Origin of the sequence: Saccharothrix sp. ALI-22-I (assembly GCF_001984175.1) — a bacterium.
Taxonomy (GTDB): Bacteria; Actinomycetota; Actinomycetes; order Mycobacteriales; family Pseudonocardiaceae; genus Actinosynnema.
Window position 1 is genome coordinate 726,641 of record NZ_MTQP01000069.1, and the last position, 26,334, is coordinate 752,974.

A 26,334-nucleotide genomic window follows, 5' to 3' on the forward strand; every position below is an offset into this window, starting at 1 on the left:
GGAGACGATCCGTGAAGGTTGTTCCCGACGGCTACCACACCGTGACGCCGTGGCTGATCACGCCGGGCCACACGGCGGCGTTGATCGACTTCGTGGTGGAGGTCTTCGACGGCGCCGAACTGGGCCGCGTGGAGGCCGACGGGGTGATCGGTCACGCGGAGGTCCGCATCGGCGACTCGGTCGTGATGATGTTCGACCAGCCTCAGTGGCCGGCCACGCCCTCCTTCCTGCGGCTCTACGTGGCCGACGACGCCGAGGTCCTCAAGCGGGCCGTCGAGCGCGGCTCCACCGTGGTCACCGAGCCGACCGAGTTGTTCTGGGGTGACCGGGTCAGCCGCTTCCGCGACCCGTTCGACAACCTGTGGTGGATCCACCAGCGCGTCGCGGAGCCCACCGAGGAGGAGCTGGCCGCGCGCATGACCGACCCCGGGTTCGTGAAGGCGATGGCGTACGTCCAGAGCGCCGACTTCTCCCCCGGCGGCTGAGGTCGGCTAACCGCGCGGGTCCCAGCGGAAGAAGCGGGTGGACAGGGCGGTGGCGGCGGCGATCCAGGCGGCGGTGGAGATGAGGGCCGGGCCGATGTGGGTGGTCGGGCCGCCCCACGCCGCCTGGATCAGCGTGCCCAGGCCGGTGCCCGGGAGCAGGAGCACCCTGATGTCCGGTGCACCGTCCAGGCTCATCAGGCCGCCCACGATCAGGGCGAAGAAGAACGGGGCCGTGGTGATCTGGGCCAGTTCGGCGGTGCTGGTCAGACCGCTGGTGGCCACGCCCGCCGCGCAGCTGATCGCCGAGCCGCCGATCAACGCCAACACCAGCAGGCCGGGCCGGGCCGGCATCGGGGCACCCGCCGCCACGCTGACGCCCAGCAGCACGAACGCCTGCGCCAAGCCGAGCAGCACGACCGGCAGCAGGATGCCGGTCAGCACGACCACGTCCGACGCCGCGCCGGTCCGCAGCCGCTTCAGGTACAGGTCCTGACGGCGGGAGGTCAACGCGGTAGTCACCGTCACGTACACGGTGAACCCGAACGAGAACAGCAGCTGGAGCGCGACGACCATCGTCCAGCCGCCCTGCTCGCCGTCCATCGACAACGCGAAGAAGATCCCCACCGCCAACGGCATCAGCACGGCCAACGCGGCGGCGGTGCGGTTGCGCAGCAGGAGCTTCAGCTCGGCCACGCCCAGTGCGGTGATCATGCGGCCACTACCTCCTTGCCGGTCCGCGCGCTGTGGAACACGTCCTCCAGCGACGCGTGATTCGCCCGAATCCGCCCCAACCGCAGCCCCTCCCGCTGCGCCCACCCCAGCAGCACCGCCATGTCGTCCTGCAACTCACCGGTCCGCACCTCGACCCGGCCGGACGGCCGGTGCACGACATCCCCGGCCAACATCGGCAACGCGGTGACGTCGAGCAGGTCCGGCATGTCGAACGAGATCCGCGCGGGCTGGGCGGCGAGCACGTCCACCAACGTCCCGGACACCGCCACCACCCCCTCGTGCATGATCGCCAGCCGGTGCGCCAGCGACTCGGCCTCCTCCAGGTAGTGCGTGGTCAGCACGACGGTCGTGCCGTCGGCCAACAGCCCGCGCACCACCTCCCACGTGCGTTGACGCGACTCCGGGTCCAACCCGGTGGTCGGCTCGTCCAGGAACAGCAGCTCCGGCTTGCCCAGCACCGCCAGGGCGAGGTCCAGCCGCCGTCGTTCGCCGCCGGACAGCTGCTTGATCCGCACGTCACGCCGGTGCGCCAGGTCCAGCCGCTCCAGCACGTCCTCGGTGGCACGCCGACCACTCGTGACGCTCCACAGCCGCACCATCTCCCGCGCCGTCAGATCGGCCGGGAACCCGCTGTCCTGGAGCATGATCCCGGTCCGGGTGCGCAGCTGCGCCCGGTCCCGCCAAGGGTCCACACCCAGCACCCGCACGGTCCCGGCGAAGGGCGCGCGCAGCCCTTCCAACGTCTCCATGGTCGTCGTCTTGCCGGCGCCGTTCGTGCCCAGCAGAGCGAACAGCTCCCCCGCCAAGACCTCGAAGTCCACCCCGCGCACGGCCTCGAACTCGCCGTAGCGGCATCTCAGACCCGCCACCTCGATCACCGGTTTTCTCATGGTCACCATGCTGGTCGCGGGCCCGCCCACGCCCCAGTGCCACCGCGCACCGGTTCACGTGACAGATGTCAGCAGACAGCCGTGTGATCCGACTCGTAGATTCCCCCTGTGACACCCCTGAGCAGGTTGCGGCGCTACACGTGGTGGTCGGTGGTCGCCGGCGGCGTGGTCGTCGGCCTCGGTACCGGGCTCGACCTGTTCACCCACGACCACGGCCTGGTCAAGTCGCTGCTGGTGGCCTCGGCGGTGGCCGTGGTGATCGTCCAGCACACCCGCTACCTGCACCAGGCCATGGGCGGGCTGGGGCGCGGTGACCACCGGCCGTGGGAGCACGGGGCGACGTTCGCGGTGGCGTTGGCGGGGTGGGCGGCGATGAGCGCCAGCGGTGGGTTCCTGTTCGGTTGGGCCATGCTGCCCGCACTGGTGGTCGCGCACGTGGGCGCGCTGTTGCCGGCGCGCAGCCGGTGGCCGGTCGTGGTGGTGATGACGGCGCTCGCCGTCGCGGTCGGCGGCCTGTTCGGCGGCGCGGACGCCGGTCCGGCGATGTTCCTGGTCGCGACGATGATCATCGCGCTGGTGTTCGCCGACCTGATCCAGCTGTGGATCTGGGACCTGGTGGTGCAGCAGGACAAGGGCCGCAAGACCGCCGAGGCGCTGGCCGTGGCCGAGGAGCGGCTGCGGTTCGCCGCCGACCTGCACGACATCCAGGGCCACCACCTCCAGGCCATCGCGTTGAAGGGCGAGCTGGCGCAGCGGCTGATCGGGCGGGACGACGACCTGGCCCGGCAGCACGCGGGCGAGGTGGCCGAGCTGGCGCGGACCGCGTTGCGGGAGACCCGGGACGTGGTGCAGGGCTACCGGCGCGCCAGCCTGGGCACGGAGATCACCAACGCGGTGGGCGTGCTGCGGGCGGCGGACATCGAGACCACGGTCGAGGGTGACGCGGTGGACGTGCCGCCGCCGTTGCAGCCGCTGTTCGGCGCGTTGGTGCGGGAGGGCACGACGAACGTGCTGCGGCACAGCAAGGCACGGCGCTGCGACGTGCTGATCACCGTGCTCGACGGGCAGGTGTGCGTGCGGCTGCGCAACGACGGCGTGCGCGCGGACGACGTCGTTGCGCAGCCGGGGTCGGGGCTGGCCGGGTTGCGGGAGCGGTTCGCCACGGTCGGCGGGCGGGTCGAGGCCCGTCCGACGGGCGCGGACGGGTTCGAGCTGGTCGGCCGGGCCGAGGTGGGCCGGTGATCCGCGTGGTGCTGGCCGACGACGAGGACCTGATCCGGGGCGCGCTGGCGGCGTTGCTGGAGCTGGAGGACGACATCTCGGTGGTGGCACTGGCCGGCGACGGTGACGCGGCGGTCGCGGCGGTCCGCGAGCACCGCCCCGACATCGCCGTGTTCGACCTGGAGATGCCGCGTCGGGACGGTGTCCTCGCGGCCGAGGCGGTGCGGGAGCTGGACGGCGTCGCGGTGGTCATCGTGACCCGGCACGCGCGCCCTGGTGTGCTGAGGCGGGCGTTGAGCGCGGGCGTGCGGGGCTTCGTGCCGAAGACGACGCCGGCCGCACAGCTCGCCTCGATCCTGCGTGACGTGCACGCGGGTCGGAGGTACGTGGACTCCGAGATCGCCGCCGCCGCGCTCACCGAAGGCGTGTGCCCGCTGACCACACGCGAGCTGGACGTGCTCCGTTACGCGCTCAAGGGCGGCACCGTGGCCACGATCGCCGGCGAAGCCCACCTGGCCGCGGGCACCGTGCGCAACTACCTGTCGTCGGCGATGACGAAGCTCGGCGTGAGCACCCGCTACGAGGCCGCCCGACTGGCCTGGGACGAGGGCTGGATCTGACCGAGGTGGACGACCTTCATGGCCGTCATCTCGTCGAGCAGCTCGGGCCCGTAGCCGAACCCGGTGCCGGACATCCGGCGCGGCTGGGCGGCGCCGCCGGGCGCGCCGCCGAACACCGCGTTGACCTTCACCGTGCCCACCGGCAGGGCCCGCCACGCCTGCTGCGCGTGCGCCATCGACGCGGTGAGGACCGTCGCGGCCAGGCCGAGTTCGTCCACGCACGCCTCGGCCAGGCCCTCCTCGAACGACGGCACCACGCGCACCGGCGCGACCGGACCGAACGTCTCCTCCCGCATCACCCGCATGTCCGGCGTGCAGTGGTTGAGCACGGTCGCCGGGTAGTACGCGCCCTCGCGCTCCGGGACCTCGCCGCCGACCAACGGCTCCGCGCCGTCCGCGACCGCCTCGGCGACGTGCGCGTGCACGTGTTCGCGCAGCCGGACGTCCACCAGCGGCTGCGGATCGGTGTTCCAGCGGCGTGCCTCGTCGCACAGCGCGGCCAGGAACTCCTCCGCCACGGCCTGGTGCACGAAGATCCGCTCCACCGACGTGCACAGCTGCCCGGCGTTGGTGAACGCGCCCAGCGCCGCCTGACCGGCCGCCCACACCGGGTCCACGTCCGCGTCGATCACCAGCGGGTCGTTGCCGCCGTTCTCCAGCAGCGCCTTCGCGCCGGTCACGGCGCACGCGGCGGCGATCGAACGGCCGGTCGCCGTGCCGCCGACGTGCGCGACGAGGTCCACGTGCGGTGACGCGGCCAGCGTCGCGCCGACCGTGCTGTCGCCGGTGAGGCTTTGCAGCACGCCCGGTGGGAAGTGGTCGACCATGAGCTGCGCGAGCAGCACGCCCGTGTGCGGGCACCGTTCGCTGGGCTTGTGCACCACGGCGTTGCCGGTCACCAGGGCCGCGCCGAGCAGCCCGCAGGACACGGCCACCGGGTCGTTCCACGGGGTCAGCGCGACGACCACGCCGCGCGGTTCGGGCACCATGAAGTCGGCCGCGTCGTGCGCGCCCAGCAGCGACCGGCCGCGGTGGACCGGCCCCAACTCGGCGTACTGCTCCAACGTGGACACCCCGGCCAACACGCCATCCCGCGCGGACGGGAACGGGCGGCCGGTCTCCGCGTGCACCACGTTGGCCAGGTCGACCGCTTGCGCCCGGATCGCCGCCGCCGCGGCTTTGAGCGCGGCTCCCCGTTCGGCAGCGGGTGTCGCCGCCCATCCGGGTTGGGCCTCACGCGCGGTGAGCACCGAACCGGCCACGTCCTCGTCCGTGGCAGTGGGCAGCCAGCCGATCAGCTGACCGTCGACCGGGCTGTGGACGTCGAGTGCATCGACACGCATGTCCGTCATGGGCATCGGGTACCCCGGTGGTCGAGGTGAAACCCGAGGCGAAGCCCCGAGGAGGTAGACCCATGCCCGGACGCGAGGAACTGCCCAGCACCATCGCCCGCTCGCCGAAGAAGGCCCAGCGGACGTGGATCAAGGCGCACGACTCGGCCGTGGAGACCTACGGCGAGGGCCAGCGCTCGCACCGCACCGCGTTCGCCGCGCTCAAGCACTCGTTCGAGAAGGTCGGCGACCACTGGGAGCCCAAGGCCGGCAAGGGCCCGTCCGACAAGCAGGCCGCCCGCAGCACCCCCGAGCAAGGCAAGACCGCCGGCGGCGTGGACGCCAACGCCAGCAAGCAGCACCTCTACGACCTGGCCAAGCGCCTGGGCGTGACGGGCCGGTCGAGCATGACCAAGGAGCAGCTGGTCGAGGCGATCAACAAAGCCAACAACCGCAAGACCGCCAAGGCCCGGTCCTAGTATCCTGCTGGCCCTCGGCGTAGCGGCGTCCGCTATGCGCAGGGCTGCCCGCACGGCCGACGCGGTTCAGAGCCGTCAAGGCTCAAGCCACCGCCGGTCGGTGCGGAGTTGACCGTCACGACGTCGGCTGACCGTCACGACGTCACGGCCGGCGCGGCGAAGGTGTCGGCGACCCAGTCGGCGATGTAGGTGCTGACGTGGGAGAGGTGGTCCAGTCCGATGTGCTCGGTCGCGCCTTCCTCGGCGGTGAAGACGCGCAGCCGGCGGTCGGGGCTGCGGGTGGCCTGTGTGTAGGAGCGGTTCGCGTAGGCGACGGGGATCTGGCGGTCGTTCTCGCCGTGACAGATGAGGAACGGCACGGTGATGTGTTCGACTACGCCGTCGAGGCACACCGCGTCGGCGAAGTCGGGGAACGTGTCGAGGCGGCTGTGGCCCCACACCCACTGCACGTGCTCCCAGTAGTGCGGGACCGGGCGTTCTCCCTCCCGTTCGAGTCGGCGGCGTTGCACGGCGCCCCAGTCGTGGTTCGCGCCCCAGGCGACCACGAGGGCGAGGCGCTTCTCGAAGGCGGCGGCGCGCGGGGCGTAGTAGCCGCCGAGGGACCAGCCGACGAGGCCGATGCGGGCGGGGTCGACGTCGTCGCGGGTGAGCAGCCAGTCGACGCACGCGGCTGCCCACGCTTCGGTGTCGATGCGGGCGGTGAGTCCTTGCAAGCGCAGCGCCTCACCCGAGCCGGGGCAGTCGATCATGAGGCACGAGATGCCGCGGGCGGCCAGTTCTTCCCAGTGCCCCGAGGCGTACATGTGCCCCTTGGTGGAGTCCAGTCCGTTCCACATGATCATCACCGGGGCTCCGGCGCCGTCGGTGGCCGGGCTGAAGTACGCGGGCAGGGTCGTTCCCTCGTACGGGATCGACACGCGGGTGATGCGCGGGTCCTTGAGGTCGAAGGTCTTCTGCTGCAGTTCGAGGACGCGCCGGTAGGTGTCCGGCCGTTCGGGCGCTGACGCGCTCTGCAGTCGTTCGGCTTGGGACAGGTAGTTGGTGGCGCGGGCGTACAGCTGCCCGGCGGTGCGGGTGTGGCCGGCCTTCTCGGCCTCTTCGGCCTGCGCGACCAGCCGGTCCGTCAGATCGGTCCACGCACGCAGGAAGTCCGCGGTGCCGGCGTCCTCGCCGGACTTCGACCCCGCGTCCTCGACCCGTGAGTTCTCCCTGCTGGTCAGTGACTACGGGGTCGCGGTCTTCGGTGCGGCCGTCGCCGGTCTGCTCGCCGCGGAAGCGCCCGGCACGCGACTGCGGCTGATCGCGAACACGCCGCAGCTGGTCGACACGGCCACCCAGGTCCTGGTCAACTCCGACCTGTTGCTCCTCCCGCACGGTTTCGTGGAGGACCTGTCCCACCTCGACCTCTACCGCGACGAGTGGGTGTGCCTCGTGTCAGCCGACAACGCCGAGGTGGGTGAGTCGCTGACCGTCGAGCAGCTGGAGACCATGCCGTGGGTGATGACGTACCACGGGCCGACCGCGTCCACGCCCGCCGCGCGGCAGATGCGCATGGTCGGGATCGAGCCGCACGTCCAGGTGGTCACCGAAACGTTCCTGACCGTGCCGAGCCTCGTGCGCGGCACCAACCGGGTAGCCCTGCTACAGCGGCGTCTCGCCGACGGCATCCCCGACGAACTCGGCGTGCGCGTCCTGCCCTGCCCGTTCGAGGCCGGCCCGCTCGTGGAGGCCATGTGGTGGCACCCGATGTACGACGACGACCCCGAACACCGCTACCTCCGGGACCTCGTGCTGCGCGCCGCCACGATCGTGACCGCGCGGCCCACCCCGTCCGTCCACATCGACGGCACCGATAGTCCACCTCGGCGGAAGTGATTTCCGATCGCGTTCCGCGCGGCTGACACTTCGGCGGTGACGCAGGTCATCGAGGACCAGCTCCCACTCGACCGGAGACGCCCGTGACGGACAGCACCCTTTCCGCTCGTGTCCCACTCACCCCGGACACCGCCGTCGACCCGGCCACCGGCAAGCCCGCCGGCACCGCCCAGGCCTTGGTGCTGCTGTTCTCCAGCTGCCTGTCGGTGCTCGGCGCGGTGTTGCTCGCGCCGGTCCTGCCCAGCATGCAGGCCGCCTTCGCCGGCACGCCGGGAGTCGCCACGCTCACGCCCATGGCGCTGACCGTGCCCGCTCTGGTCATCGGACTCACCGCTTCCCTCGCCGGCCGCATCGTCGACCGGCTCGGTCGCAAACGGTTGCTGGTGGGCGCGCTCGTCGTGTACGCCGTCGTCGGCACCGCGCCGCTGTGGCTGCCGTCCCTGCCCCTGATCGTCGCCAGCCGGGTCCTCGTCGGCCTCACCGAAGCCGCGATCATGACCTGCTGCACGACCCTGCTCGCCGACTACTTCCACGGCGTCCGGCGGGAGCGCTACTTCGGCCTCCAGACCGTCTACACGACCGTCAGCGCGACGGTGTTCTTCGCCGTCGGTGGGCTGCTCGGCGCGAGCGGGTGGCGCACCCCGTTCTGGCTCTACGCGGTCAGCCTGCCGCTCGCCTTCCTCGCCGCGCGCCACATCTGGCAGCCGCCCGCCCGGCCGAAGGCGGAGCTCCCACCCCTGGCCTGGCGCCCTCTCCTCGCTCCGGTCGGCGTCACGCTCGTCGGTGGTCTCGTCTTCTACGTGCTCATCGTCGAACTGTCCTATGTGCTCGACGGCATCGGCGTGACGTCCACCGCCACCATCGGCCTCGTCAGCGCCATCGGATCACTGGCCACGGCGGTCGCGGCCTACCTCTTCGCCCGCGTCGCACGCCTCGGCCCGGCCGTCACGATCCCCGCCGCGTTCGCCCTCTCCGGACTCGGCATCCTCGTGCTCGCGCTGGCCTCCTCGGTGCCCGTCGTGGTGCTCGGCGCCGTCGTCGCCGGCCTCGGCAACGGCCTGCTGCTTCCCGCGATGCTCACCTGGGCGCTGGGCTCCCTGAGCTTCGACCAACGCGGCCGCGGCACGGGAATCTGGACCTCGGCGTTGTTCATCGGCCAGTTCGTCTGCCCGCTCGCGGTCCTGGCCCTCGCCGGCGCGATCGCCGGGTTGCCCTCGGCCCTGATCGTCGTCGGCGCCGTCGCACTCCTCGTCGCCGTCGGTGTCCGGCTCCTCCGCCCCGTGCGGCCGGCCGATTTCCCCGCCTGAGCGCGGGTGAGGACGCGATTCGGGGAAGGCCGGGTCATGGTGTGACGCCGGAAGTGCCGGCGGCCGCGAGCGCCTCGTCCAGGGTCAGGGTGCGGGGCACCTCGTTGATCGACACCTCGGGCGGCCCGGCCACGAGTTCACCGAGCCCCGCCAGGAGCCGTCGGAAGTCCGGCGTGCGGAAGTGCCGGAACTGCGCGTCCAACGACGCCCACCGCTCGACGATGACGAAGGTGTCGGGGGTCTCGACGTCTTCGCAGACCTCGTAGCCCTCACACCCGTCCTCGGCACGCGTCCGCTCGGCGTTCACCCGGACGACGTCAAGCCACCGCGCGCGCATTTCGGGCCTGATCGCCACCCGAACGATCTGGATGACCACGGCCGACCTCCCTGCCACGACAACGAGCTCAAGTGGTCAGGATGACGACCAACACCACAACGCGCACGTCGACCGCTGCCGCCGCCGGCGGCGGCAGCGGTCGAGGGTGAAGCCGACGGCCGCGCCGCCGCCGGGGCGTGGTTCGGCGAAGACCTCGCCGCCGTGGGCTTGGGCGGCGGAACGCACCACGGCCAGTCCGAGGCCGGAGCCGGGTAGACCGCGTGCCGCCACGCACCGGGCTACTCGCTAGACCTGGAGCCACTTCCGGTCTGCCAGGAGTTGGCTGGCTTGGGGGCCCATCAGGGTCATGCCGCCGTCCACCACGAACGACGCGCCGGTCACGTATCCAGCCGCTGGAGTGGCCAGGAATGCCACCACCGCGGCGACCTCGCCGGCGTGGCCGGGACGACCCAGGGGCACGCCGGGGCGTTGTTCCGTGCGTGGGTCCACGTCCTCCTGGCCGGTCATCGGGGTGGAGATCTCGCCGGGGGCGACCGAGTTGACCGTGATGGCGTGCTCGGCCAGTTCCAACGCCAGTACCTTGGTCAACGCGCCCAGTCCGGCCTTGGCGGCGCAGTACGGGGCCGCGCCGACGCGTGGCTGGTGCTCGTGCACTGACGTGATGTTGATGATCCGGCCGCCCTGGCCCGCCTTGATCATGTGCTTCACGGCGCGCTGGGAGCACAGGAACGCGCCGTCCAGGTCCACCGACAGCACACTGCGCCAGGTGTCGAAGTCCATCTCCATGGCCTTCTGGGCGGTGCCGGTGCCCGCGCAGTTCACCAGCACGTCGACGCCGCCCAGTTCGTCGGCCAGTTCGTCCACCACGGCGGCCGAGGTGGGGAGGTCGGTGAGGTCCAGGCGGCGCACGGCCGCGCGGACGCCCTGCTCGCGGACCTGGCGGGCGGTGTCCTCGGCGCCGTCGGCGTCCTCGTGGAACGTGATGCCGACGTCCACGCCGCCGCCCGCCAGAGCCACCGCGATCGCCTTGCCGATACCGGAGTCGGAGCCGGTCACCACCGCGCGCATCGGCGCGCCGGCGCGGTCCTGAGGTAGTGGAGCGCTCATGCGCCGCTGGGTACCCGGCCCGGTGCCCGCCACACAGTGCCCACGGTGTTTGCCACACACCCCGCCGGGAACCCGACCCGCGAGGTCGCGACTTCCAAGCGACCGAGCCCGCCGTCTGCGGAGCAGCGGCAATTCAACACAGGAGCGCGTGATGAAGGCCGTCACCTGGCACGGCAAGCGGGACGTGCGCGTGGATACCGTGCCGGACCCGATCGTCAAGGAGTCGACCGACGTGGTCGTCCGCATCACCTCCAGCGGGCTGTGCGGCTCCGATCTGCACCTCTACGAGGTGATGGGGCCGTTCATCGACGAGGGCGACATCCTGGGGCACGAGCCGATGGGCGTGGTCGAGGAGGTCGGTGCGGAGGTCACCGAGGTCAAGGTCGGGGACCGGGTGGTGGTGCCGTTCAACATCTCCTGCGGCACGTGCTTCATGTGCGAGTTGGGCTTGCAGTCGCAGTGTGAGACGACGCAGGTGCGTGAGCACGGGTCGGGTGCGGCGCTGTTCGGTTACACCAAGCTGTACGGGCAGGTGCCCGGCGGGCAGGCCGAGTACCTGCGGGTGCCGTTCGGGAACACGCTGCCGATCAAGGTGCCGGAGGGGCCGCCGGACGACCGGTTCGTGTACCTGTCCGACGTGCTGCCGACGGCGTGGCAGGCGGTGGAGTACGCGGCCACGCGGGACAGCCTGGTCGTGCTCGGGCTCGGGCCGATCGGCGACATGGCGACCCGGATCGCGCAGCACCGCGGCGTGGAGACCGTCATCGGGGTGGACTTGGTGCCGGAACGGATGGCGCGCGCCAAAGCCCACGGCGTGACCGTGATGAACGTGCGGGACAGCCACCTGGTGGACCACATCCGCGACCTGACCGACGGGCGCGGCCCGGAGGCCGTGATCGACGCGGTCGGCATGGAGGCGCACGGTGCGCCGGTGGCGAAGTTCGCGCACCAGGCCGTCGGCCTGCTGCCGGACGCCATCGCGGCCCGGTTCATGCAGACCGCGGGCGTGGACCGGCTGCACGCGCTGCGGCTCGCGATCGACATCGTGCGGCGCGGCGGCACCATCTCGGTGTCCGGGGTGTACGGCGGGATGGCCGACCCGATGCCGATGCTGACCCTGTTCGACAAGCAGGTCCAGCTGCGCATGGGGCAGGCCAACGTGTGGCACTGGGTGCCGGACATCCTGCCGCTGCTGACCGACGACGACCCGCTCGGCGTGGACTCGTTCGCGACGCACCACCTGCCGCTGGACCAGGCGCCGCACGCCTACGAGATCTTCCAGAAGAAGCAGGACAGCGCCGTCAAAGTGCTGCTTCGACCGTGACGGGTTATCGTCCAGCGATGATCCGCTTTCGGTGGTTGCTCGCCGTGGCGTTACCGGCGGTGCTGGTGAGCGGGTGCGGTTCGGGCTCCGGTGACCTGGTGCGGCGCGCGGCGGACGATTTCACCGCCGCGATAACCGCGGGCGACTCGGAGCGGGCCTGCGGGATGCTCACCGAACGCGCGCGTGAGGGCGTCGAGTGCTCGTCGCTGGACCTGCCCGGCGGGTCGGTGGAGGCGGTCGAGGTCTGGGGTGACGCGGCCCAGGTCCGCACCTCGGAGGACGTGCTGTTCCTGCGTGAGCTGTCGTCCGGGTGGCGGGTGTCCGGGGCGGGCTGCGAGGCGCAGTCCGACCGGCCTTACACGTGCGAGGTGGGTGGGCCGTGACGCAGCGCGGGATGTTCTACGCCTACCTGTTGGGCGTGCTGGCGCTGTTGGTGTTCTTCAGCGTCATCGGGCTGGTGGGGATGTGAAGAGGTTCCCGCGGGACAACGGGTTGGGTCTGGCGTTCGGTCTGCTGTTCCTGGCCACGCTGGTCGGTCAGGCGTTCGCGGGCAACGCCGACCTCAACAGCCGCAGGCTCACCGACGGCGGCGACCCGATCGGCTTATGGCAGTACGTGACGTCGTCCGACTTCGCGGTGAACGTGGCCGAGAACTGGCAGTCGGAATACCTGCAGTTCTTCCTGTTCATCTTCGCCACCGTGTGGCTGATGCAGCGCGGCTCGCCCGAGTCCAAACCGGCCGGGCGGCTGGGCGCGGAGTCCGACGAGGACCAACTGCTCGGGCCGCAAGTGAAGGAGCAGTCACCGCCGTGGGCGAAGGCCGGCGGCTGGCGCACGGCGCTGTACTCGAACTCGCTCGGCCTGGTCATGCTGGGGCTGTTCATCGGCTCCTGGCTGACCCAGTCGATCGCCGGGCGCAGCTCGTACAACAACGACCAGCTCAACCAGTTCCAGGACCCGGTGACGTGGTGGGACTACGTGCTGTCGGCCGACTTCTGGAACCGGTCGCTGCAGAACTGGCAGTCGGAGTTCCTGGCCATCGGCTCGATGGCGGTGTTGAGCGTGTACCTGCGGCAGCGGGGATCGCCGGAGTCCAAACCGGTGGGCACACCGCACACCGCCACCGACGAGACCGGCTGACCGGCCGCGGCCGATTCCAGCCGGCCACGGCCTATTCGAGGCGGTCCTCGTCGTCCTCGCCTTCGTCCTCGATGGAGTTCCGCCCGCGTTCGCGCCACGGCAGCACGAACCACAGCATGCCGAACAGCACGGCCGCGAACGCGCCCAGCGCGATGGCCACCCAGCCGCCGACGATGACCTCGCCGAGCAGCAGGATGGTGCCGATCATGGCCACCGCCAGGCACGCCAGCCCGGCGATCGCGAAGCCGTTGGCCACCTCGATCACGTCCTCCCGCCTGCCGCGGCGGAACAGCAGGCGGTGCCAGGCGGCCGGGGCGGTCAGCAGCGCCACCGCGCACGCGGCGAAGAGGATGGTGATCAGGTGGGTGGCGCGGACGAAGTTGTCGGCGTTGGCGTAACGCTCGGTGAACGCGATCGACAGCAGGAAACCGAACAGGATCTGCACGCCCGCCTGCGCCACCCGCAGTTCCTGCAACAACTCGTTGAGGTTGCGCGCCAATCTCCGCTGGTGTGATTCCTCGGCCTGACTCACCGGCACGAGGTACCCGTCACCCGGCCAGGTTAATCCCCCCGGTTAACCACCGTCACCCGAACGCCGGTTACTACGTCCGCGTGACGAAGGTCAACCCGCAGTGGTTCAGCGTGGCCGGGAGGGGTGCACGCAGGGTCGGCACCTCAAGGTGGTCCCGCAGCGCGTCCGGCATGGTGCTCCCCGCCACCAGCACGAGATCACGGCCTGGGCACACACCGGGACCGCCGCTGAACGGCACCAGACCGGGGTCGGGCGGCGTCGGCCAGATCTCCGGCGTGTACGCGTCGGCGTAGGGCAGCCGGTCCGGATCGCGGTGGAAGTACGGCACGAACACGACGAACGTGGTGCCGGTCGGCAGCCACTTGCCGTGCCAGCGGGTCGGTTCCGTGCTCTCCCGCAGGGTCACCGGCGTGGTCGGCCACAGCCGCACCGACTCCCAGATCCCGACCGGCCCGGCGCCGCCGATCGCCAACGCCCGCATGGTCGCGATACCCGCCGCGTCCAGCGCGAACAGCCAGTGTTCACCGCGCTACGGCCACGACCCCTCCTCGGCGTGCGCGACCACGAGTTCGCGCACCTCGCACCCCTCGGGCTGGCGCAACGCGAACACGATCGCGTCGGCCACCCGCTCGGGCGGGTTCAGCTTGCTGTCGTCCGGTGGCCGGTACTGCTCGGCCCGGTCGTCGAAGAAGTGCGTGCGCATCCCGCCCGGGATCACCAGCGTCACGCCGATCCGGCCGGCGGTCTCGGCCGCCAGCGCCCGGGTGAAGCCGACCACGCCGAACTTCGAGGCGCAGTACGCGGTCGCGTCGCTGACCGCGCGCAGCCCGAGGGTCGAGGCGATGGTCACCACCCGGCCGCCGCCCAGCATCGGCAACGCCGCCCGCACCACCGCCGCGGTGCCGAGCAGGTTCACCATCACCACCCGGTCCCAGTCGGCGCCGGGCACCTCGTCCAGCCGGCCGCAGGCGTCCGTGCCCGCCGCCGTGACGACCGCGCGCAGGCCGCCGTTGCGCTCGGCGATCGCCCGCACCGCCCGTTCCGCCGCCCTGGTGTCCGACAGGTCCACCGACTCGAAGTCGGCGACCTCGGGGGACGACGGGGCGGCCTTGTCCAGCACCAGCGGGCGCCCGCCCTGCTCGTGCACCGCGTGCACCACGGCCGCGCCCAACCCGGACGCACCTCCGGTCACCAACACCTGACCGAGCATCAGCCCCTCCTCGACAGCATCTCGGTGGTCGAACGACCCCGGTGGTAGGGCACGACGACGGTCCGTCCGCCCCAGCCCCGCACCAGGTCCGCTTCCGGCAACGAATCCACGGAGTAGTCACCGCCCTTGACCCACACGTCCGGTCGCAGGTCGGCCAACACGCGTTCCGGCGTGTCGTCATGGAACACCACCACGTCGTCCACGCAGCCCAACGCGCGCAGCACCTCGACCCGGTCCTGTTCCCGGGTGACCGGCCGGTCCGGGCCCTTGAGCCGGCGCACCGACGAGTCGGAGTTCAGGCACACCACCAGGCAGTCGCCGAGCGACCGGGCGGCGCGCAGCGTGCGGACGTGGCCCGCGTGCAGCAGGTCGAAGCACCCTCCGGTGGCGACGACCACGCCGCCGCGCGCCCGTACAGCGTCTACTGTGGACAGCGGGTCGACGGGTCGGAACCCGGAAGCGCCGCCGCACCGCAAGAACTCGGCGGCCGACGTCACACCGTCGGCGACCGCGTCGTCCATCGCGGCACCGCTCATGAGTCGCGCCGCGACGGTCACCGCGAACCGGTCCCCCGCTCCGCACGGGTCGATCACGGGGACGCGGGGCGCGGGCACCGCGACCGGCATGCCGCCGCCGTGCAGGAGCGCGCCGTCGGCGCCGAGCGTCACCACGACCGCCCGCGCCCGCCACCGGTCGCGCAGCACTTGCAGCGCTTTCGTCGGGTCGGCGTGCCCGCTGAACGCCTTGGCCTCGGACGCGTTCGGCGTCACCAGGCGCGCGCCGGGCACCGGCTCCGGGCCGCGCGGGTGCGGGTCCCACACCACCGGCCGGCGGGTGAGCACGCCGCGCAGCCGTTCGTCGCGCACCAGCCCGCGCCCGTAGTCGGAGACGAGCACGTAGTCCGCCTCCAGCACCGCGTCGAGCATTTCGTCGGTGGCCTGGGGTGCACCGGGGCCGCCGCCCCGGTCCAGCCTGGCGATCGACTGGTCGCCGCAGCGCAGCCGCGTTTTGACCGAGGTGGGCACGGGTGACGGCCCGAGCACGGACGGCACCCGGGCCAGCTCGTCCCGCAGCCGCTGCCCGTCCTCGTCGTCGGCCACCGCGCTGACCAGCGTCACGTCCACACCGTCGGCGGCGGCTAAAGCCGCGGCCAGGCCTGCGCCACCGGGTCGCGTTCGTTCCTCCGCCACCTCCAGCACGGGTGCGGGCGCGTCCGGGCACAACCGCTCGGCGGTGCCCACCACGTCCACGTCGAGCAACGAATCGCCCACGACGACGAGTTTCACCACACCCTCCTGTATTGAATTGCCGCTGCTCCGCAGACGGCGGGCTCGGTCGCCTGGAAGTCGGTCACGAACGACCGACGCGACCTCGCGGGGTGGGCATGACGTTGTTCAGCGCAGCGGCATATGAGCAGCGGCCATCCAACACAGCTTCGAAGGCGGCGCATAGGGCGTGCACGGCGACTAGGTGGGCTTCCTGGACGTTTGCCGGGTCACCCGGCAGCGCGAGGACTTCGTCCGCGATCTCGGCCAGCGGGTTGGGCGCCGGTCCGGTCATCGCCCACATGTGCGCGCCCGCCAGCCGGGCCGCCTTCGCCGCCTCGATCAGGTTGCGGCTGCGCCCGCTGGTGGACAGCAGCACGACCACGTCCTGCGGCCGGGCGTGCGCGGTGACCTGGCGGGCGAACACCTGGTCGTAGCCGTAGTCGTTGCCGATCGCGGTGACGCTGGACGATTCCGCGCACAGCGCGATCGCGGAGAACGGCTGCCGGTCGTCGCGGAACCGGCCGACGAGTTCGGCGGTCAGGTGTTGCGCCTCGGCGGCCGAACCGCCGTTGCCGGCGGCGAGCAGCCGACCTCCGTCGGTCAGCCGGCGGGCCAGCACGCTGCCCCAGCGGATCAGTCGCGGCGCCTGGGCGCGCAGCCCGGCCAACGACTCCGCGAGGCCGTTCAGGTGGGTCTCGACGCTCATCGCGCACCTCCCACGGCCACGGCCTGCCCCACCGTGACCCGCTCGTAGACGCGTTCGGTGTCCTCGGCGATCCGGTTCCACGTGTAGCGCACGGCGACCCGGTCCAGTCCGGCGATACCGCACGCCTCCCGACGGGCCTTGTCGGCCAGCAGCGAGTGCAGCGCGCGGGCCAGCGTGGACGGGTCGCGCGGCGGCACGAACACGCCCGTGACGCCGTCCACCACGGTGTCGGTCAGGCCGCCCACCGCGCTGGCCACCACCGGCACACCGCAGGCCATGGCCTCCAGCGGCACGATGCCGAACGGCTCGTACCACGGCACGCACGCCACCACGTCGGCCGAGCGCAGCAGCGCGGGCATCGCGTCCCGCGACACCTGCCCGGCCAGCCGCACCCGGCTGCGCACACCGACGCGTTCGGCGTGCGCGGCCAGCCGCCGCGCCTCCGGGTCGGCCTCGACGTCCACCGGGCCGCCCGCGATCACCAGTTCGGTGTCCGGCAGCGTCCGCAACGCGGTGATCAGGTCCTGGAAACCCTTGCGCGGCACCAACCTGCCGACCGAGACGATCCGGTGCGGGTAGCCGCACCGGTCGCTCGGGCCTTCGGGCCGGAAGCGCACCGGGTCCACCCCGCACGGCACCACCGAGATCCGCGACCGCTGCACGCCCATGCGCATCAGCTCGGTCGCCTCGTCGTCACAGGTGGCGGCGATCCGGTCGGCCTCGCGGCCGATCATCCGCTCGATGCCGATCCGCTGGGCCGGGCTGGTGTCGTCGGCGCCCTGGTGCCGGCGCTTGACCGTGCCCAGGGCGTGGTAGGTGTGCACGACCGGCACTCGGGCCTTGCGCGCGGCCAGCACCGAGGCCAGGCCGGACATCCAGAAGTGCGAGTGCACGACGTCCGGTCGCTCCTCGTACCAATGCTGTTCGAGGAACCGGGCGAATTCGCCCATGTGCGGCAGCAGTTCGTCCTTCGGCACCGCGCGCGCCGGACCGGCGGGCACGTGCACCACGTCGTAGCCTTGTTCGGTGCGCACCCGCTGCGGCAGGCCCGGGGCGTCGCGGCGGGTGTAGACCACCACGTCGTGCCCGAGCGCCGACAACCCCGCCGACAGCGCGGCTACGTGCACGTTCTGCCCACCTGCGTCGACACCGCCCAAGGCGGCCAACGGGCTGGCGTGCTCGGACACCATCGCGATCCTCATCCGCTCACTCCTGTCAACAAGTGGTCCCAACTCCGCAGGAAGGCGTCGAGTCCGTACCGTGCCAGGGCGAACTCCCTGGCCTGCTTGCCCTTCTGCCTGGCCAACGCCGGGTCCGCGACCAGGTCGGCCACCGCCTGCACCAGCTCCTCCACATCGGTGGACACCACACCGGCGTCCGGGGGCACCGCGCGCACCACCTCGGTGCACGCCAACGCCACCACGGGCATCCCCAGGTGCATCGCCTCGATCAGCGACAACCCCAACGACGTCCACCGCACGGGGTGCAGGTAGAGCCGTCGCCGGGCCAGTTCCCGGTGCAGCGATCCCAGCTCGTGGTCGCCGCGGCCCATCGCGCCCAGCCTGCGGGTGTGCATGCCGTAGACGTCCAACGGAGCCGCTTCGGCGAATCGCGGCAGCAGGTCGGTACCCACCGCCCGGCCGCGACGCACCGGGTCGTTCACCACCACGGCGGCACGTTCCAGCTCGCCCGTGTACAGGGGGCCGGGGTCCACCACGCCGTGTTCGATGACCACCGTACGCGTGGTCCCGCAGTCCCACATCAGGTCGTTGAAGTGGGTGACGTGGACGATCGTGCCCGGCCAGTCCTTGAGCGGGTGCGTCTGGTTCGGGTACCTCGGTGTGTTGTGCTCCAGGTACACCCACGGAACGCCGGTGGGCACCAAGCCGACTTCGACCGGCCGTTGCAGCACCGCGATGTCTGCCCCCACCTCGGGAAGAGCCGCTTCGGACACCGCGACTTCGCGGGCCGCCGGCCAGTCGCGTCCAGCCAGGCCGATCCCTTGGGGCGGCCCGGGAATCAGGTACTCGTGACCGCCGCGGACGAACGCGTTCGTCCACGAACCGTGCACGTGCCACAACAGGATCTTCACGTTCGCACCCCCACGAGTTCGGCTACGGCGGTGACGACCCGGTCGGGGGTCACCCGGTTCAGGCACGGGTGCCCGGCGACAGGGCACTCGCGGGCGCGTGAGCCCCGACACGGCGCGTTCTGGTCGCCCAGCAGCACGTGCGGTCCGTACGGGGCCCACCGCTCGGCGGGCACGACCGGCGAGAACAACGACACGACCGGCGTGCCTACGGCGGCGGCGAGGTGCGCCGGTCCGGTGTTGCCGACGATCACGGCGTCCGCACGGGCCAGCAGCCCGGCCAGTTCGGCGAACGTCGTGCGGCCGCCGAGGTCGACGCCGTGCGTGCCCGCCACGTACTTCGTCAGCTCCGTTTCATCGGGCCCGCCGGTGACCAGGACCCGGTGCCCGGCCTCGGCGAGAGCCGTCACGCTCTGCGCACACCGCTCCGGTGACCACGCGCGGGCGGGCACCGAAGCGCCGGGGTGCAGCACCACGTACGGCCCGATCTCGGTGGTCTCCGGTGGTGTGGTGATCGCCAGCCGGCCGTCGTCGCCCGGCGGCAGCTCGAAGCCCGCGGCCCGTGCGACTTCCAGCGCGCGTTCGGCCTCCGGGATGTCGGGGTCCTCGCGCAGCCGGATATCCAGCAGCGAACCGGGGTAGTCCGTGGAACGGGCCACGACTTTCGGCACACCGGCGAGCTTGAGCAGCAACGCCAGCGGCAACGAACTCTGGTGGAACGAGGTGAGGATCAATGCCACGTCGGCGCGAACCCCCTTGAGCAGGGCCACAATCCCTTCGATGTCCGGTGTGCGGATCTCCGGTGCGGGATGGCTGATCCACGGGCAGTCCCAGCGCACGACCCGCTGCACGCCGGGCAGCAACGCCGCCGCCTGTGCGCCGGAATACCCGCACAGCAACACGACTTCGCCCGCGTGCGCGGCGGCGCGGACCGCCGGACCGGCGAGCAGCACGTCACCGTCGCTGTCCAGTCTGGCCACGAGTGTCCGCGTAGTCCTCATAGGACCATCGCCAATGCGGACACGAGATCGGGCGCGGTGAAGGGCGCTCGGTCGACCTCGTCGGGCAGGGTTGCCGGTGTGGGCACGAGAATCGGGACGACGCCCGCCGCGAGTGCGGCTTTGACATCGGCTTCGATGTCGCCGATGAAGTAGGTGCGCTCGGGCCGTGCCTGAAGCGCTTCACACGCCCGGAGGATCATGGTGGGCGCGGGTTTGCGGCACGTGCAGCCGTCGTCGGGGTGATGCGGGCACACCTGCCAGGTGCTGAATCGACCGAGCAGCACGTCGACCCGCGCGTTCACGGCGTCCACCTGGTCGCGAGTGAGCAGACCGCGACCGATGCCGGACTGGTTGCTGACTACGCCCGTGCGCACTCCGTGAGTGCGCAGCGCGTGCAGAACCTCACGCGCGCCGGGCATCGGCTGCACCTGGTCCGGGTCGCCGTTGTAGGGCACGTCGGTGATGAGCGTGCCGTCGCGGTCGAAGAGAACGGCGTCGGGGTACTGGTCCACAGAGGAGAGTTAGCCGGCTGGGTGAGAAGCAAACGCTTCTCGACAAAGCGCTACTCTCCGTCACCCTTATGTGGGTTCGGACGTGTGTGAGGACTGTCGGATGTGTGTGAGGGCTGTCAGGGCGGGTACCCGAGTGTCGCACTCGAATTCCCAAAGAGAGGTTGTTGCAAGTGACGACGATCGAGAAGTCCGTGGACGTCGAGGTCCCGGTCACGACGGCGTACAACCAGTGGACGCAGTTCGAGTCGTTCCCCCAGTTCATGGAGGGCGTCGAGCGCATCACGCAGGTGACACCCACCCGCACCCACTGGGTCACCAAGATCGGTGGCGTGACCAGGGAGTTCGACGCGGAGATCACCGAACAGCACCCGGACGAGCGGGTGGCGTGGCACACCGTGGACGGCCCGCCGCAGGGCGGTGTGGTGACGTTCCACCGGCTCGACGACCGCCACACCCGAGTCCACCTGCAGATGGAGTACGAGCCGCAGACGCTCACCGAGAAGGCGGGCGCGGCGACCGGCGTGGTCGGACACCGCGTGTCCGCCGACCTGGAGCGGTTCAAGGAGTTCATCGAGCACCGTGGCAGCGAGACCGGTGCCTGGCGGGGCGACGTGAGCCGTCCGCCGCAGGCCGGCGAGACGCGCCACGACCTGCCCGACGCCGGCCGACCGGGCGACCCGTTGCCTGGTGACCCGCGGCCGGGTGGCCCGTTCCCGGGCGGCTCGGTGCCGGGTGACCCGTTGCGATGAGCACGCGGGCGGTGCGGGAGCCGCGGAGACGGCGTTGGGCACACCCGCCGATCCCCCGGCCCCGTCCGCCGGTTGACGGAAGCTGACAACGAACGAAGCTGCCAGCTGACAACGCCGAAAGGCCCGTGAACTTCAACCCCGAGGTTCACGGGCCTTTCGGCGTTGCTTTGCCTTTCGGCGTTGCTCTATCGCTTCACCGGGTCTAGCTCTGCTTGAGCCGCTCCCACAGCTGGGCCACGGACTGCCTCAGCGCCGAGGCGGCGTCACCGAGCAGCGAATCGGGCCGGCGGCCGCCGCTCGGGAGCGGTGGGTCGGCCTGCGGGTCCACGTCCAGGTTCAGCAGCTCGCGCAGGACCTCCAGGACCACCTCGGGGTGGCCCAGGGGCACCGGCGCGGCGAACGTCTGCACCGAGCTGATCAGGCCCTCGTGCCGCCGGACCAGCTCGCCGACCTCGGCGCCGGCCGCCGCGCCCGCCACCAGGTGCACCGGCACCGCGCGGTCGACGAACTCGGACAACACCTCGTCCACCTCGCGCCACGGCTCGTCCGCCGCGGGCAGCCGGCACCACATGACCTGCAGGTACTCCGTCAGCGGACGCCACGTGCCGGGCAGGTCGCCGTGCCTGCCGACACCGGCCGGGTCGAGCACGACCACGGCCGGCGCATCGGGCGGCCCCGCCCACACCACGGACGGGCCCTCGGTCCTGGGTTCTTCCATGCGGCTACACCTCCACTACGGCGGGTTCCACGCAGTACACGGTGTATGCCGATCGGATGATGGGTTGTGCGACATTGCGCACCCGCACCCCTCCGGGCGTCATGCCCTGCTCGACGCCGAAGTGCGCGTGCCCGTGCACGGCCAGGTGCGGCGCGTTGTCGTCGATCGCCTCACCCAGCAGGTAGGAGCCCAGGAACGGGTAGATCTCCGGCGGCTCGCCGCGCAGCGTGTCCGGTATCGGCGCGTAGTGCGTCAACGCCACCTTCACGTCGGTGTCCAGGCTGCCCAGGGCGCCCCGCAGGGAGTCGGCGATCTCGGTGGTGTGCCGGATGAACGCCTTCATCTCCGGCTCGCCGAACACGCTCCCGCACTTGCCCGCGAACCCGCCGCCGAAGCCCTTCACGCCCGCGACACCCAGCGTGTGGCCGTCGACCGAGATGGTGGTGGTCTGGCCCTCCAGCACGGTGAGGCCCGCGTCGCGCAGCACGGCGGTGACCTCGTCCGGCTTGTCGTCGTGGTGATCGTGGTTGCCCAGCACGGCTACCACGGGCACGTCCAAGCCGCCGAACTCGTCGGCCACCACCCGCGCCTCGGACACCGTGCCGTGCCGAGTCAGGTCGCCCGCGAGGAGCAGCACGTCGGCGCGTTCGCCGAGCTGTTCCAACGCGGGCCGCAGCCGGCCGCGCGCGTCCTCGCCCAAGTGCACGTCACCCACTGCGGCGATGCGGATCATCGAATCTCCTCTCGGCCGACCGGGGCTTCGGACGGCACCACCTTCACGTCGTCGAGCACGGTCAGTTCCGGGGCCACGTCGTGGATCACCGCCTCCAGTTCGGCGCGGCGTTCCGGACTCGCCACGTCACCGGACAGCAGCACGTGGTCACCACGCACGGTGACGCGCACGCCCAGTTCGGTGGTGCGCGGGTCCTCGGCCAGCGCCTGGCGCAGCCGGGCGGCGAGGTATTGCTCAGCGGTCATCGGGCGCTCCTGGTCAGCGGGGCGGGCAGGAGGTCGAGGCGTTCGACGAGCACGAGGAACGCCTCGGCGTACGGGGAGTGCTTGGTGGCTTCGCGGACGTGCTCCCAGTTGATCTGCTCGCGCAGCGCGCGGGCGAACGGCAGCAGCCCGCTGAAGTCGCAGCGGTGCCCGTCGAGGACCAGCAGTTTGCTGATCATCACGTCGGTCGCGGGCATCACGGGCAGCGTCACGGAGCCGACTGCCAGCTCCTCGGCGCGGCTGAGCGTCTCGTCGGTCACGGGCATCTCGTTGGGCCGGAACAGCAGGTCCACCAGCGAGTCGCCGTCGTAGACCTTCAACAGCCAGTCCTCCGGTGGAGTAGCGGCACGCATACCGGCCGCGACGAGCGCGCTCACCGCGGGGCCGGCGTCCTGTTCGCGCACCAGGATGTCCACGTCGTGTTCCGTCGCGGGCCCACCTCTGGCGTACACCGCGCACCCGCCCGCCAAGGCGAACGGGATGTCGTGCGCGCGCAGAGCCTTGGCGACCTTCGTCAACGTGCGCAGCAGCTCGTCTTGGACACCGCTCATGCGTGGTGATTACCCGTCTGGATGGTTGTTCACACGGCGGGGTAGGGCCGTCCGGACGGGGTAGTCCAGAGGGCATGACTGCCACACCGCCCGACCCGGATCCGGCCCGCACGCCCGGCCTGGAGCCCGGTGGCGGGGTCGCGCCCGGCGAGACGCCGCCCGATTCCGGCCAGACCTCCGGCCTGTCCCACCCGCAGCCCATGCCGTCACGGCGGGGGCCCGTCGTCACGCTCGTGGTGGTGGTGATCATTACGTTGCTGACGCTGGCGTTCGTGGTGGCCCAGGTGATGGGTTGGACCAACCTTTACTAGCCGCTCCCGGGGCTTCGGGGCTTCAGCGGTTCAGGGCTTCAGGGGCGGGCTTGGTTGGAGGCCTTCCTTGCGGGCGAGGCCGTCGAAGAGCTGCTTGAGCGTGTCGCGGGCGTTGTGGCGCGGTGACCAGCCGAGCCGGGTGAACGCCTTGGTCGCGTCCATCAGCGGTGCGGTGAGGGCCAGGTCCACCCAGCCGTGAGAGGTGGGTTGCAGGCGCAGGTGCCAGGTGATTCGGGCGGCCGTGCGGAGGGCGATCGGCGGGATCGGCACGTGGCGGGTGCGCATGATTTCGGCGAGGACCTGGGGCGTGACGACCGGCTCGGAGACCAGGTTGAACGCGCCCTCGGCGCGGGTGGTGACGATCTTGGCGAGGGCATCGGCGAGGTCGTCGGCGTGCAGGAACTGGAGCACCATCGTGCGCGGCAGCGGGAGGACCGGCAGGCGGAGGCGGAACAGGGCGTGCGGGACCAGGGGGCCGAGGAAGTAGCGCTTGATCTCGGCGGCGGCCTCCGGTTGCAGCACCAGGCCGGGGCGGACGCGGGTGACGGTGAGGTCGGGGTGCTCGCGTTCGACCTGGTCGAGCAGGTGCTCGACGGCCGCCTTGTGCCGGCTGTAGTAGGAGTTGGCGAGGCCGTCGTGAGGCCAGCTCTCGTCCACGGTGTGGTCCTTGGCCGCTGGTGAGTACGCGCCGACGGACGACATGTGGACCAGGTGTGGGACGCCTGCTTTGACGGCGGCGGTGAACACTCGGTCACTGCCGGCGACGTTGGTGCGGTAGAGGACGCGCTCGTCGTGGCTGGGCTGGATGCGCCAGGCCATGTGCACCACGGTGTCGGCGTGTCTGAAGACCTCGGTGAGCGGTTCCTCGGCGCCGTCGCGGCTGAGGTCGACCGGGGTCCAGGCGATGTCGTAGGGCGGTTCTTCCTTCGGCGGGCGGCGGGAGATGCCGTGGACGGTGATGTCCGGCTCGTCGGCCAGACGGCGCAGCAAGGCCGTGCCCAGATTGCCGGTGGCGCCGGTGACGACGATCCTCATGGCTACCGGATACCCGTGCGGGCCGGTGTGACACGGGGGAGGCGCGGTTGTTCGAGGCTGCCGGGTGGGGGCTGCTGGCCGGTTCCGCGTTGCTGTTGGGCGCGCTCGTGGGCTACCTGGCGCGCGTGCCGCGCGGGGTGGTGGCGGCGGTGATGGGGTTCGGCAGCGGGGTGCTGATGTCGGCGGTGTCGTTCGAGCTGATCGAGGAGGCGCACGAGCTGGGCGGGTTGCCGCCCACGGCGTCGGGCGCGGCGCTCGGGGCGGTGGTCTACACGGCGGCGAACGTGGCGTTGGCGCGGCGTGGCGCCCGGCACCGGAAGCGGTCGGGTGGTCTGCAGCCGTCCGAGGCCGAGCAGAGCGGGTCGGGGACGGCGATCGCGGTCGGTGCGCTGCTGGACGGGATACCCGAGTCGGTGGTGATCGGCGCGAGCCTGCTCAGCGGCGGCGGCGTGAGCGCGGTGACCGTGGTCGCCGTGTTCATCAGCAACGTACCGGAGGGGTTGTCGTCGGCGGCGGGGATGCGGCGGGCCGGGCGGTCGCGGCGGTACGTGTTCGGGTTGTGGATCGGGATCGCCGCGGTGAGCGGGCTGGCGGCGATGGCCGGGTACGGCCTGCTGGCCGGTGCGCCGCCGGTGTGGCTGGCGGGCATCACCGCGTTCGCGGGCGGCGCGATCCTGTCGATGGTGGCAGACACCATGATCCCCGAGGCGTTCGACGACGCCCACCTGCTCGTGGGCCTGGTGACGGTCTCGGGCTTCCTGACCGCGTTCGCCCTGTCACACGCCTGACCAGCCGCCCGGTCCCGACGCCGCCGAAAATGCCTTGCCCGACGATGGGAAGATCGCCAAGCTCGGGGCATGGTCGACGATCCGTACAGCGACGGTCGCGCCGGTGTCGACGCGGACCTGGTGAAACGGCTGATCGCGAGCCAGTTCCCGCGGTGGCGCGATCTCCCGGTGACGCCGGTCGAAGTCGACGGGTGGGACAACCGCACGTACCGGCTCGGCGATGACATGACCGTGCGGCTGCCCACCGGCGAGGGTTACGTGCCGGCCGTGGCCAAGGAGCACCGGTGGCTACCTGTGCTCGCGGCGTCGTTGCCCGTTCCGGTGCCCGTGTCGCTGGCGATGGGCGAACCGGGCGAGGGCTACCCGTTCCCCTGGTCGGTCCGCCGCTGGATGGACGGGCGGACCGCCTCCCCCGACCGCATCGACGACCTCTCCGGGTTCGCGGTCTCGATCGCCGACTTCATCCGCGCCTTGCAGCGCATCGACGCGACGGACGGACCGCCGGCCGGTGCGCACTGCTTCTACCGGGGCACGCCGCCCGCGCACTACGACGGCTGGACCCGGCGCGCGCTCACCGTGCTGGAGGGGCATGTCGACGCGGAACGGGCCGCGGCCGTGTGGGAGGACGCCATCCGCACGCCCGCCTGGGCCGGGCCGCCGGTCTGGTTCCACGGCGACATCGCGAGCGGCAACCTGCTGGTCGACGGCGGGAAGCTGACCGCGGTCATCGACTTCGGCGGGTGCGGCGTCGGTGACCCGGCCTGCGACCTGGTGATCGCGTGGACGATGTTCTCCGGCGACAGCCGGGAGGCGTTCCGCGACGCGGTCGGTCTGGACGCCGCCACCTGGGCACGGGCGCGCGGCTGGGCGTTGTGGAAGGCCCTCATCACGCTCGCCGACATCGTCGAGCACGACAAGGGCGAGGAGCAGGCCGCGGTCAACCGGCGGCTGATCGAGGAGATCCTGAACGACGCGCCGTGACGCCGAGAGGGGTGCCTCCGCAGCGGAGACACCCCTTCG

General features: G+C 71.5%; 33 protein-coding genes and 1 pseudogene. 13 read left to right on the forward strand and 21 right to left on the reverse strand.

What is annotated here, in order from left to right:
• The first annotated feature begins 11 nt into the window (after positions 1–11).
• Positions 12–485, forward strand: coding sequence for a VOC family protein (locus ALI22I_RS45340; RefSeq protein WP_238598900.1), 474 nt, complete (start codon positions 12–14; stop codon positions 483–485).
• A gap of 6 nt (positions 486–491) precedes the next feature.
• Here ALI22I_RS45340 and ALI22I_RS45345 read toward each other — a convergent pair whose 3' ends face one another.
• Together ALI22I_RS45345 and ALI22I_RS45350 are read right to left on the reverse strand one after the other, a co-directional pair.
• Positions 492–1,196: an ABC transporter permease gene (locus ALI22I_RS45345; protein ID WP_077011713.1), complete on the reverse strand. Its 705-nt coding sequence runs from the start codon at positions 1,194–1,196 to the stop codon at positions 492–494.
• The gene (locus ALI22I_RS45350; protein ID WP_077012098.1) at positions 1,193–2,107 is read right to left on the reverse strand and encodes an ABC transporter ATP-binding protein; all 915 of its coding nucleotides are present in this window, start codon (positions 2,105–2,107) and stop codon (positions 1,193–1,195) included. Before ALI22I_RS45350 ends, ALI22I_RS45345 begins: the two co-directional genes overlap by 4 nt.
• Before the next feature lie 108 nt (positions 2,108–2,215).
• On the opposite strand from ALI22I_RS45350, the gene ALI22I_RS45355 reads away from it, so the two are divergent.
• On the forward strand, positions 2,216–3,349 hold the full coding sequence (locus ALI22I_RS45355) for a sensor histidine kinase (protein ID WP_238598901.1): 1,134 nt from the start codon (positions 2,216–2,218) through the stop codon (positions 3,347–3,349).
• On the forward strand, positions 3,346–3,948 hold the full coding sequence (locus tag ALI22I_RS45360; RefSeq protein ID WP_077011715.1) for a response regulator transcription factor: 603 nt from the start codon (positions 3,346–3,348) through the stop codon (positions 3,946–3,948). The genes ALI22I_RS45355 and ALI22I_RS45360 overlap by 4 nt, the downstream gene beginning before the upstream one ends.
• Here the strand turns inward: ALI22I_RS45360 and ALI22I_RS45365 are convergent.
• On the reverse strand, positions 3,906–5,291 hold the full coding sequence (locus tag ALI22I_RS45365) for an aldehyde dehydrogenase family protein (RefSeq protein ID WP_443217031.1): 1,386 nt from the start codon (positions 5,289–5,291) through the stop codon (positions 3,906–3,908). The genes ALI22I_RS45360 and ALI22I_RS45365 overlap by 43 nt on opposite strands.
• Before the next feature lie 71 nt (positions 5,292–5,362).
• On the opposite strand from ALI22I_RS45365, the gene ALI22I_RS45370 reads away from it, so the two are divergent.
• A complete protein-coding gene (locus ALI22I_RS45370; RefSeq protein ID WP_077011717.1) occupies positions 5,363–5,758 on the forward strand; it encodes a ChaB family protein in 396 nt (131 codons plus the stop codon).
• 134 nt (positions 5,759–5,892) lie between these two features.
• On the opposite strand, the gene ALI22I_RS45375 is transcribed toward ALI22I_RS45370, so the two are convergent.
• A complete protein-coding gene (locus ALI22I_RS45375; RefSeq protein ID WP_238598902.1) occupies positions 5,893–6,675 on the reverse strand; it encodes an alpha/beta hydrolase family protein in 783 nt (260 codons plus the stop codon).
• 238 nt (positions 6,676–6,913) lie between these two features.
• Between ALI22I_RS45375 and ALI22I_RS45380 the strand changes: the two genes are divergently transcribed.
• Positions 6,914–7,633 carry a LysR substrate-binding domain-containing protein gene (locus ALI22I_RS45380; protein ID WP_083752487.1) on the forward strand — a complete coding sequence of 240 codons (720 nt, stop codon included), beginning with the start codon at positions 6,914–6,916 and terminating at the stop codon, positions 7,631–7,633.
• Between the two features lie 83 nt (positions 7,634–7,716).
• Positions 7,717–8,940, forward strand: a complete 1,224-nt coding sequence (locus tag ALI22I_RS45385; RefSeq protein WP_077011718.1) for an MFS transporter — start codon at positions 7,717–7,719, stop codon at positions 8,938–8,940.
• A gap of 34 nt (positions 8,941–8,974) precedes the next feature.
• Here the strand turns inward: ALI22I_RS45385 and ALI22I_RS45390 are convergent, their stop codons facing one another.
• Genes ALI22I_RS45390 through ALI22I_RS45400 form a run of 3 tightly spaced genes read right to left on the reverse strand, consistent with a single transcriptional unit; the run spans position 8,975 to position 10,384 of the window.
• Positions 8,975–9,316 (reverse strand): putative quinol monooxygenase, encoded by a 342-nt coding sequence (locus tag ALI22I_RS45390; RefSeq protein WP_077011719.1) that lies wholly within the window; start codon positions 9,314–9,316, stop codon positions 8,975–8,977.
• Positions 9,317–9,352: 36 nt separating this feature from the next.
• Complete coding sequence (locus ALI22I_RS52665; protein WP_443217026.1) at positions 9,353–9,547, reverse strand: ATP-binding protein; 195 nt, start codon at positions 9,545–9,547, stop codon at positions 9,353–9,355.
• Positions 9,548–9,562: 15 nt separating this feature from the next.
• Positions 9,563–10,384 carry an SDR family oxidoreductase gene (locus tag ALI22I_RS45400; RefSeq protein ID WP_077011720.1) on the reverse strand — a complete coding sequence of 274 codons (822 nt, stop codon included), beginning with the start codon at positions 10,382–10,384 and terminating at the stop codon, positions 9,563–9,565.
• Between the two features lie 151 nt (positions 10,385–10,535).
• On the opposite strand from ALI22I_RS45400, the gene ALI22I_RS45405 reads away from it, so the two are divergent.
• The 3 genes from ALI22I_RS45405 to ALI22I_RS45415 all read left to right on the forward strand — a co-directional run bounded on the left by ALI22I_RS45405 (position 10,536) and on the right by ALI22I_RS45415 (position 12,848).
• A complete protein-coding gene (locus tag ALI22I_RS45405) occupies positions 10,536–11,708 on the forward strand; it encodes a zinc-dependent alcohol dehydrogenase (RefSeq protein ID WP_077011721.1) in 1,173 nt (390 codons plus the stop codon).
• Between the two features lie 17 nt (positions 11,709–11,725).
• Positions 11,726–12,091, forward strand: coding sequence for a hypothetical protein (locus ALI22I_RS45410; RefSeq protein ID WP_077011722.1), 366 nt, complete (start codon positions 11,726–11,728; stop codon positions 12,089–12,091).
• 82 nt (positions 12,092–12,173) lie between these two features.
• A complete protein-coding gene (locus tag ALI22I_RS45415; protein ID WP_077011723.1) occupies positions 12,174–12,848 on the forward strand; it encodes a DUF6766 family protein in 675 nt (224 codons plus the stop codon).
• 31 nt (positions 12,849–12,879) lie between these two features.
• On the opposite strand, the gene ALI22I_RS45420 is transcribed toward ALI22I_RS45415, so the two are convergent.
• The 9 genes from ALI22I_RS45420 to ALI22I_RS45460 all read right to left on the reverse strand — a co-directional run bounded on the left by ALI22I_RS45420 (position 12,880) and on the right by ALI22I_RS45460 (position 20,166).
• Positions 12,880–13,380 carry a DUF6328 family protein gene (locus ALI22I_RS45420; protein ID WP_077012100.1) on the reverse strand — a complete coding sequence of 167 codons (501 nt, stop codon included), beginning with the start codon at positions 13,378–13,380 and terminating at the stop codon, positions 12,880–12,882.
• A gap of 70 nt (positions 13,381–13,450) precedes the next feature.
• Positions 13,451–13,852 (reverse strand): cytochrome P450, encoded by a 402-nt coding sequence (locus ALI22I_RS45425; protein ID WP_338013550.1) that lies wholly within the window; start codon positions 13,850–13,852, stop codon positions 13,451–13,453.
• 57 nt (positions 13,853–13,909) lie between these two features.
• A complete protein-coding gene (locus ALI22I_RS45430) occupies positions 13,910–14,590 on the reverse strand; it encodes an SDR family oxidoreductase (protein ID WP_077011724.1) in 681 nt (226 codons plus the stop codon).
• A complete protein-coding gene (gene rfaE2, locus ALI22I_RS45435) occupies positions 14,590–15,876 on the reverse strand; it encodes a D-glycero-beta-D-manno-heptose 1-phosphate adenylyltransferase (protein ID WP_077012101.1) in 1,287 nt (428 codons plus the stop codon). The genes ALI22I_RS45430 and rfaE2 overlap by 1 nt, the downstream gene beginning before the upstream one ends.
• A gap of 64 nt (positions 15,877–15,940) precedes the next feature.
• On the reverse strand, positions 15,941–16,564 hold the full coding sequence (locus tag ALI22I_RS45440) for a D-sedoheptulose-7-phosphate isomerase (protein WP_083752488.1): 624 nt from the start codon (positions 16,562–16,564) through the stop codon (positions 15,941–15,943).
• Complete coding sequence (locus tag ALI22I_RS45445; RefSeq protein WP_077011725.1) at positions 16,561–17,766, reverse strand: glycosyltransferase; 1,206 nt, start codon at positions 17,764–17,766, stop codon at positions 16,561–16,563. Before ALI22I_RS45445 ends, ALI22I_RS45440 begins: the two co-directional genes overlap by 4 nt.
• Complete coding sequence (locus ALI22I_RS45450) at positions 17,763–18,656, reverse strand: glycosyltransferase (protein ID WP_077011726.1); 894 nt, start codon at positions 18,654–18,656, stop codon at positions 17,763–17,765. Before ALI22I_RS45450 ends, ALI22I_RS45445 begins: the two co-directional genes overlap by 4 nt.
• Positions 18,653–19,654, reverse strand: a complete 1,002-nt coding sequence (locus ALI22I_RS45455) for a glycosyltransferase family 9 protein (protein WP_077011727.1) — start codon at positions 19,652–19,654, stop codon at positions 18,653–18,655. The genes ALI22I_RS45450 and ALI22I_RS45455 overlap by 4 nt, the downstream gene beginning before the upstream one ends.
• Positions 19,651–20,166, reverse strand: coding sequence for a D-glycero-alpha-D-manno-heptose-1,7-bisphosphate 7-phosphatase (locus ALI22I_RS45460; protein WP_077011728.1), 516 nt, complete (start codon positions 20,164–20,166; stop codon positions 19,651–19,653). Before ALI22I_RS45460 ends, ALI22I_RS45455 begins: the two co-directional genes overlap by 4 nt.
• Before the next feature lie 170 nt (positions 20,167–20,336).
• On the opposite strand from ALI22I_RS45460, the pseudogene ALI22I_RS45465 reads away from it, so the two are divergent.
• A pseudogene (locus ALI22I_RS45465) lies at positions 20,337–20,795 on the forward strand (SRPBCC family protein); the annotation flags it as partial.
• Between the two features lie 322 nt (positions 20,796–21,117).
• Here the strand turns inward: ALI22I_RS45465 and ALI22I_RS45470 are convergent.
• Genes ALI22I_RS45470 through ALI22I_RS45485 form a run of 4 tightly spaced genes read right to left on the reverse strand, consistent with a single transcriptional unit; the run spans position 21,118 to position 23,180 of the window.
• Positions 21,118–21,633 (reverse strand): hypothetical protein, encoded by a 516-nt coding sequence (locus ALI22I_RS45470; RefSeq protein WP_077011729.1) that lies wholly within the window; start codon positions 21,631–21,633, stop codon positions 21,118–21,120.
• 4 nt (positions 21,634–21,637) lie between these two features.
• Positions 21,638–22,366: a metallophosphoesterase family protein gene (locus ALI22I_RS45475; protein WP_179118566.1), complete on the reverse strand. Its 729-nt coding sequence runs from the start codon at positions 22,364–22,366 to the stop codon at positions 21,638–21,640.
• Complete coding sequence (locus ALI22I_RS45480; protein ID WP_077011730.1) at positions 22,363–22,611, reverse strand: BON domain-containing protein; 249 nt, start codon at positions 22,609–22,611, stop codon at positions 22,363–22,365. The genes ALI22I_RS45475 and ALI22I_RS45480 overlap by 4 nt, the downstream gene beginning before the upstream one ends.
• Positions 22,608–23,180, reverse strand: coding sequence for a nucleotidyltransferase family protein (locus ALI22I_RS45485; protein WP_077011731.1), 573 nt, complete (start codon positions 23,178–23,180; stop codon positions 22,608–22,610). The genes ALI22I_RS45480 and ALI22I_RS45485 overlap by 4 nt, the downstream gene beginning before the upstream one ends.
• A 74-nt stretch (positions 23,181–23,254) precedes the next feature.
• Here ALI22I_RS45485 and ALI22I_RS45490 point away from each other — a divergent pair, with 74 nt between their 5' ends.
• A complete protein-coding gene (locus ALI22I_RS45490) occupies positions 23,255–23,491 on the forward strand; it encodes a DUF6480 family protein (protein WP_077011732.1) in 237 nt (78 codons plus the stop codon).
• 30 nt (positions 23,492–23,521) lie between these two features.
• Here ALI22I_RS45490 and ALI22I_RS45495 read toward each other — a convergent pair whose 3' ends face one another.
• On the reverse strand, positions 23,522–24,526 hold the full coding sequence (locus ALI22I_RS45495) for an NAD-dependent epimerase/dehydratase family protein (RefSeq protein ID WP_077011733.1): 1,005 nt from the start codon (positions 24,524–24,526) through the stop codon (positions 23,522–23,524).
• Positions 24,527–24,573: 47 nt separating this feature from the next.
• On the opposite strand from ALI22I_RS45495, the gene ALI22I_RS45500 reads away from it, so the two are divergent.
• Positions 24,574–25,314 (forward strand): ZIP family metal transporter, encoded by a 741-nt coding sequence (locus tag ALI22I_RS45500; protein WP_077011734.1) that lies wholly within the window; start codon positions 24,574–24,576, stop codon positions 25,312–25,314.
• Between the two features lie 69 nt (positions 25,315–25,383).
• Positions 25,384–26,295, forward strand: a complete 912-nt coding sequence (locus ALI22I_RS45505) for an aminoglycoside phosphotransferase family protein (protein WP_077011735.1) — start codon at positions 25,384–25,386, stop codon at positions 26,293–26,295.
• Positions 26,296–26,334 lie beyond the last annotated feature (39 nt).

Coding starts and splice junctions, on each gene's coding strand:
- ALI22I_RS45410 (WP_077011722.1), top strand. CDS start 11,726: ATGATCCGCTTTCGGTGGTTGCTCGCCGTGGCGTTACCGGCGGTGCTG.
- ALI22I_RS45505 (WP_077011735.1), top strand. CDS start 25,384: ATGGTCGACGATCCGTACAGCGACGGTCGCGCCGGTGTCGACGCGGAC.
- ALI22I_RS45485 (WP_077011731.1), bottom strand. CDS start 23,180: ATGAGCGGTGTCCAAGACGAGCTGCTGCGCACGTTGACGAAGGTCGCC.
- ALI22I_RS45455 (WP_077011727.1), bottom strand. CDS start 19,654: ATGAGGACTACGCGGACACTCGTGGCCAGACTGGACAGCGACGGTGAC.
- ALI22I_RS45350 (WP_077012098.1), bottom strand. CDS start 2,107: ATGAGAAAACCGGTGATCGAGGTGGCGGGTCTGAGATGCCGCTACGGC.
- ALI22I_RS45475 (WP_179118566.1), bottom strand. CDS start 22,366: ATGATCCGCATCGCCGCAGTGGGTGACGTGCACTTGGGCGAGGACGCG.
- ALI22I_RS45445 (WP_077011725.1), bottom strand. CDS start 17,766: ATGAGGATCGCGATGGTGTCCGAGCACGCCAGCCCGTTGGCCGCCTTG.
- ALI22I_RS45405 (WP_077011721.1), top strand. CDS start 10,536: ATGAAGGCCGTCACCTGGCACGGCAAGCGGGACGTGCGCGTGGATACC.
- ALI22I_RS45470 (WP_077011729.1), bottom strand. CDS start 21,633: ATGGAAGAACCCAGGACCGAGGGCCCGTCCGTGGTGTGGGCGGGGCCG.
- ALI22I_RS45480 (WP_077011730.1), bottom strand. CDS start 22,611: ATGACCGCTGAGCAATACCTCGCCGCCCGGCTGCGCCAGGCGCTGGCC.
- ALI22I_RS45400 (WP_077011720.1), bottom strand. CDS start 10,384: ATGAGCGCTCCACTACCTCAGGACCGCGCCGGCGCGCCGATGCGCGCG.
- ALI22I_RS45440 (WP_083752488.1), bottom strand. CDS start 16,564: ATGAGCGTCGAGACCCACCTGAACGGCCTCGCGGAGTCGTTGGCCGGG.
- ALI22I_RS45370 (WP_077011717.1), top strand. CDS start 5,363: ATGCCCGGACGCGAGGAACTGCCCAGCACCATCGCCCGCTCGCCGAAG.
- ALI22I_RS45345 (WP_077011713.1), bottom strand. CDS start 1,196: ATGATCACCGCACTGGGCGTGGCCGAGCTGAAGCTCCTGCTGCGCAAC.
- ALI22I_RS45430 (WP_077011724.1), bottom strand. CDS start 14,590: ATGCTCGGTCAGGTGTTGGTGACCGGAGGTGCGTCCGGGTTGGGCGCG.
- ALI22I_RS45365 (WP_443217031.1), bottom strand. CDS start 5,291: ATGCGTGTCGATGCACTCGACGTCCACAGCCCGGTCGACGGTCAGCTG.
- ALI22I_RS45495 (WP_077011733.1), bottom strand. CDS start 24,526: ATGAGGATCGTCGTCACCGGCGCCACCGGCAATCTGGGCACGGCCTTG.
- ALI22I_RS45490 (WP_077011732.1), top strand. CDS start 23,255: ATGACTGCCACACCGCCCGACCCGGATCCGGCCCGCACGCCCGGCCTG.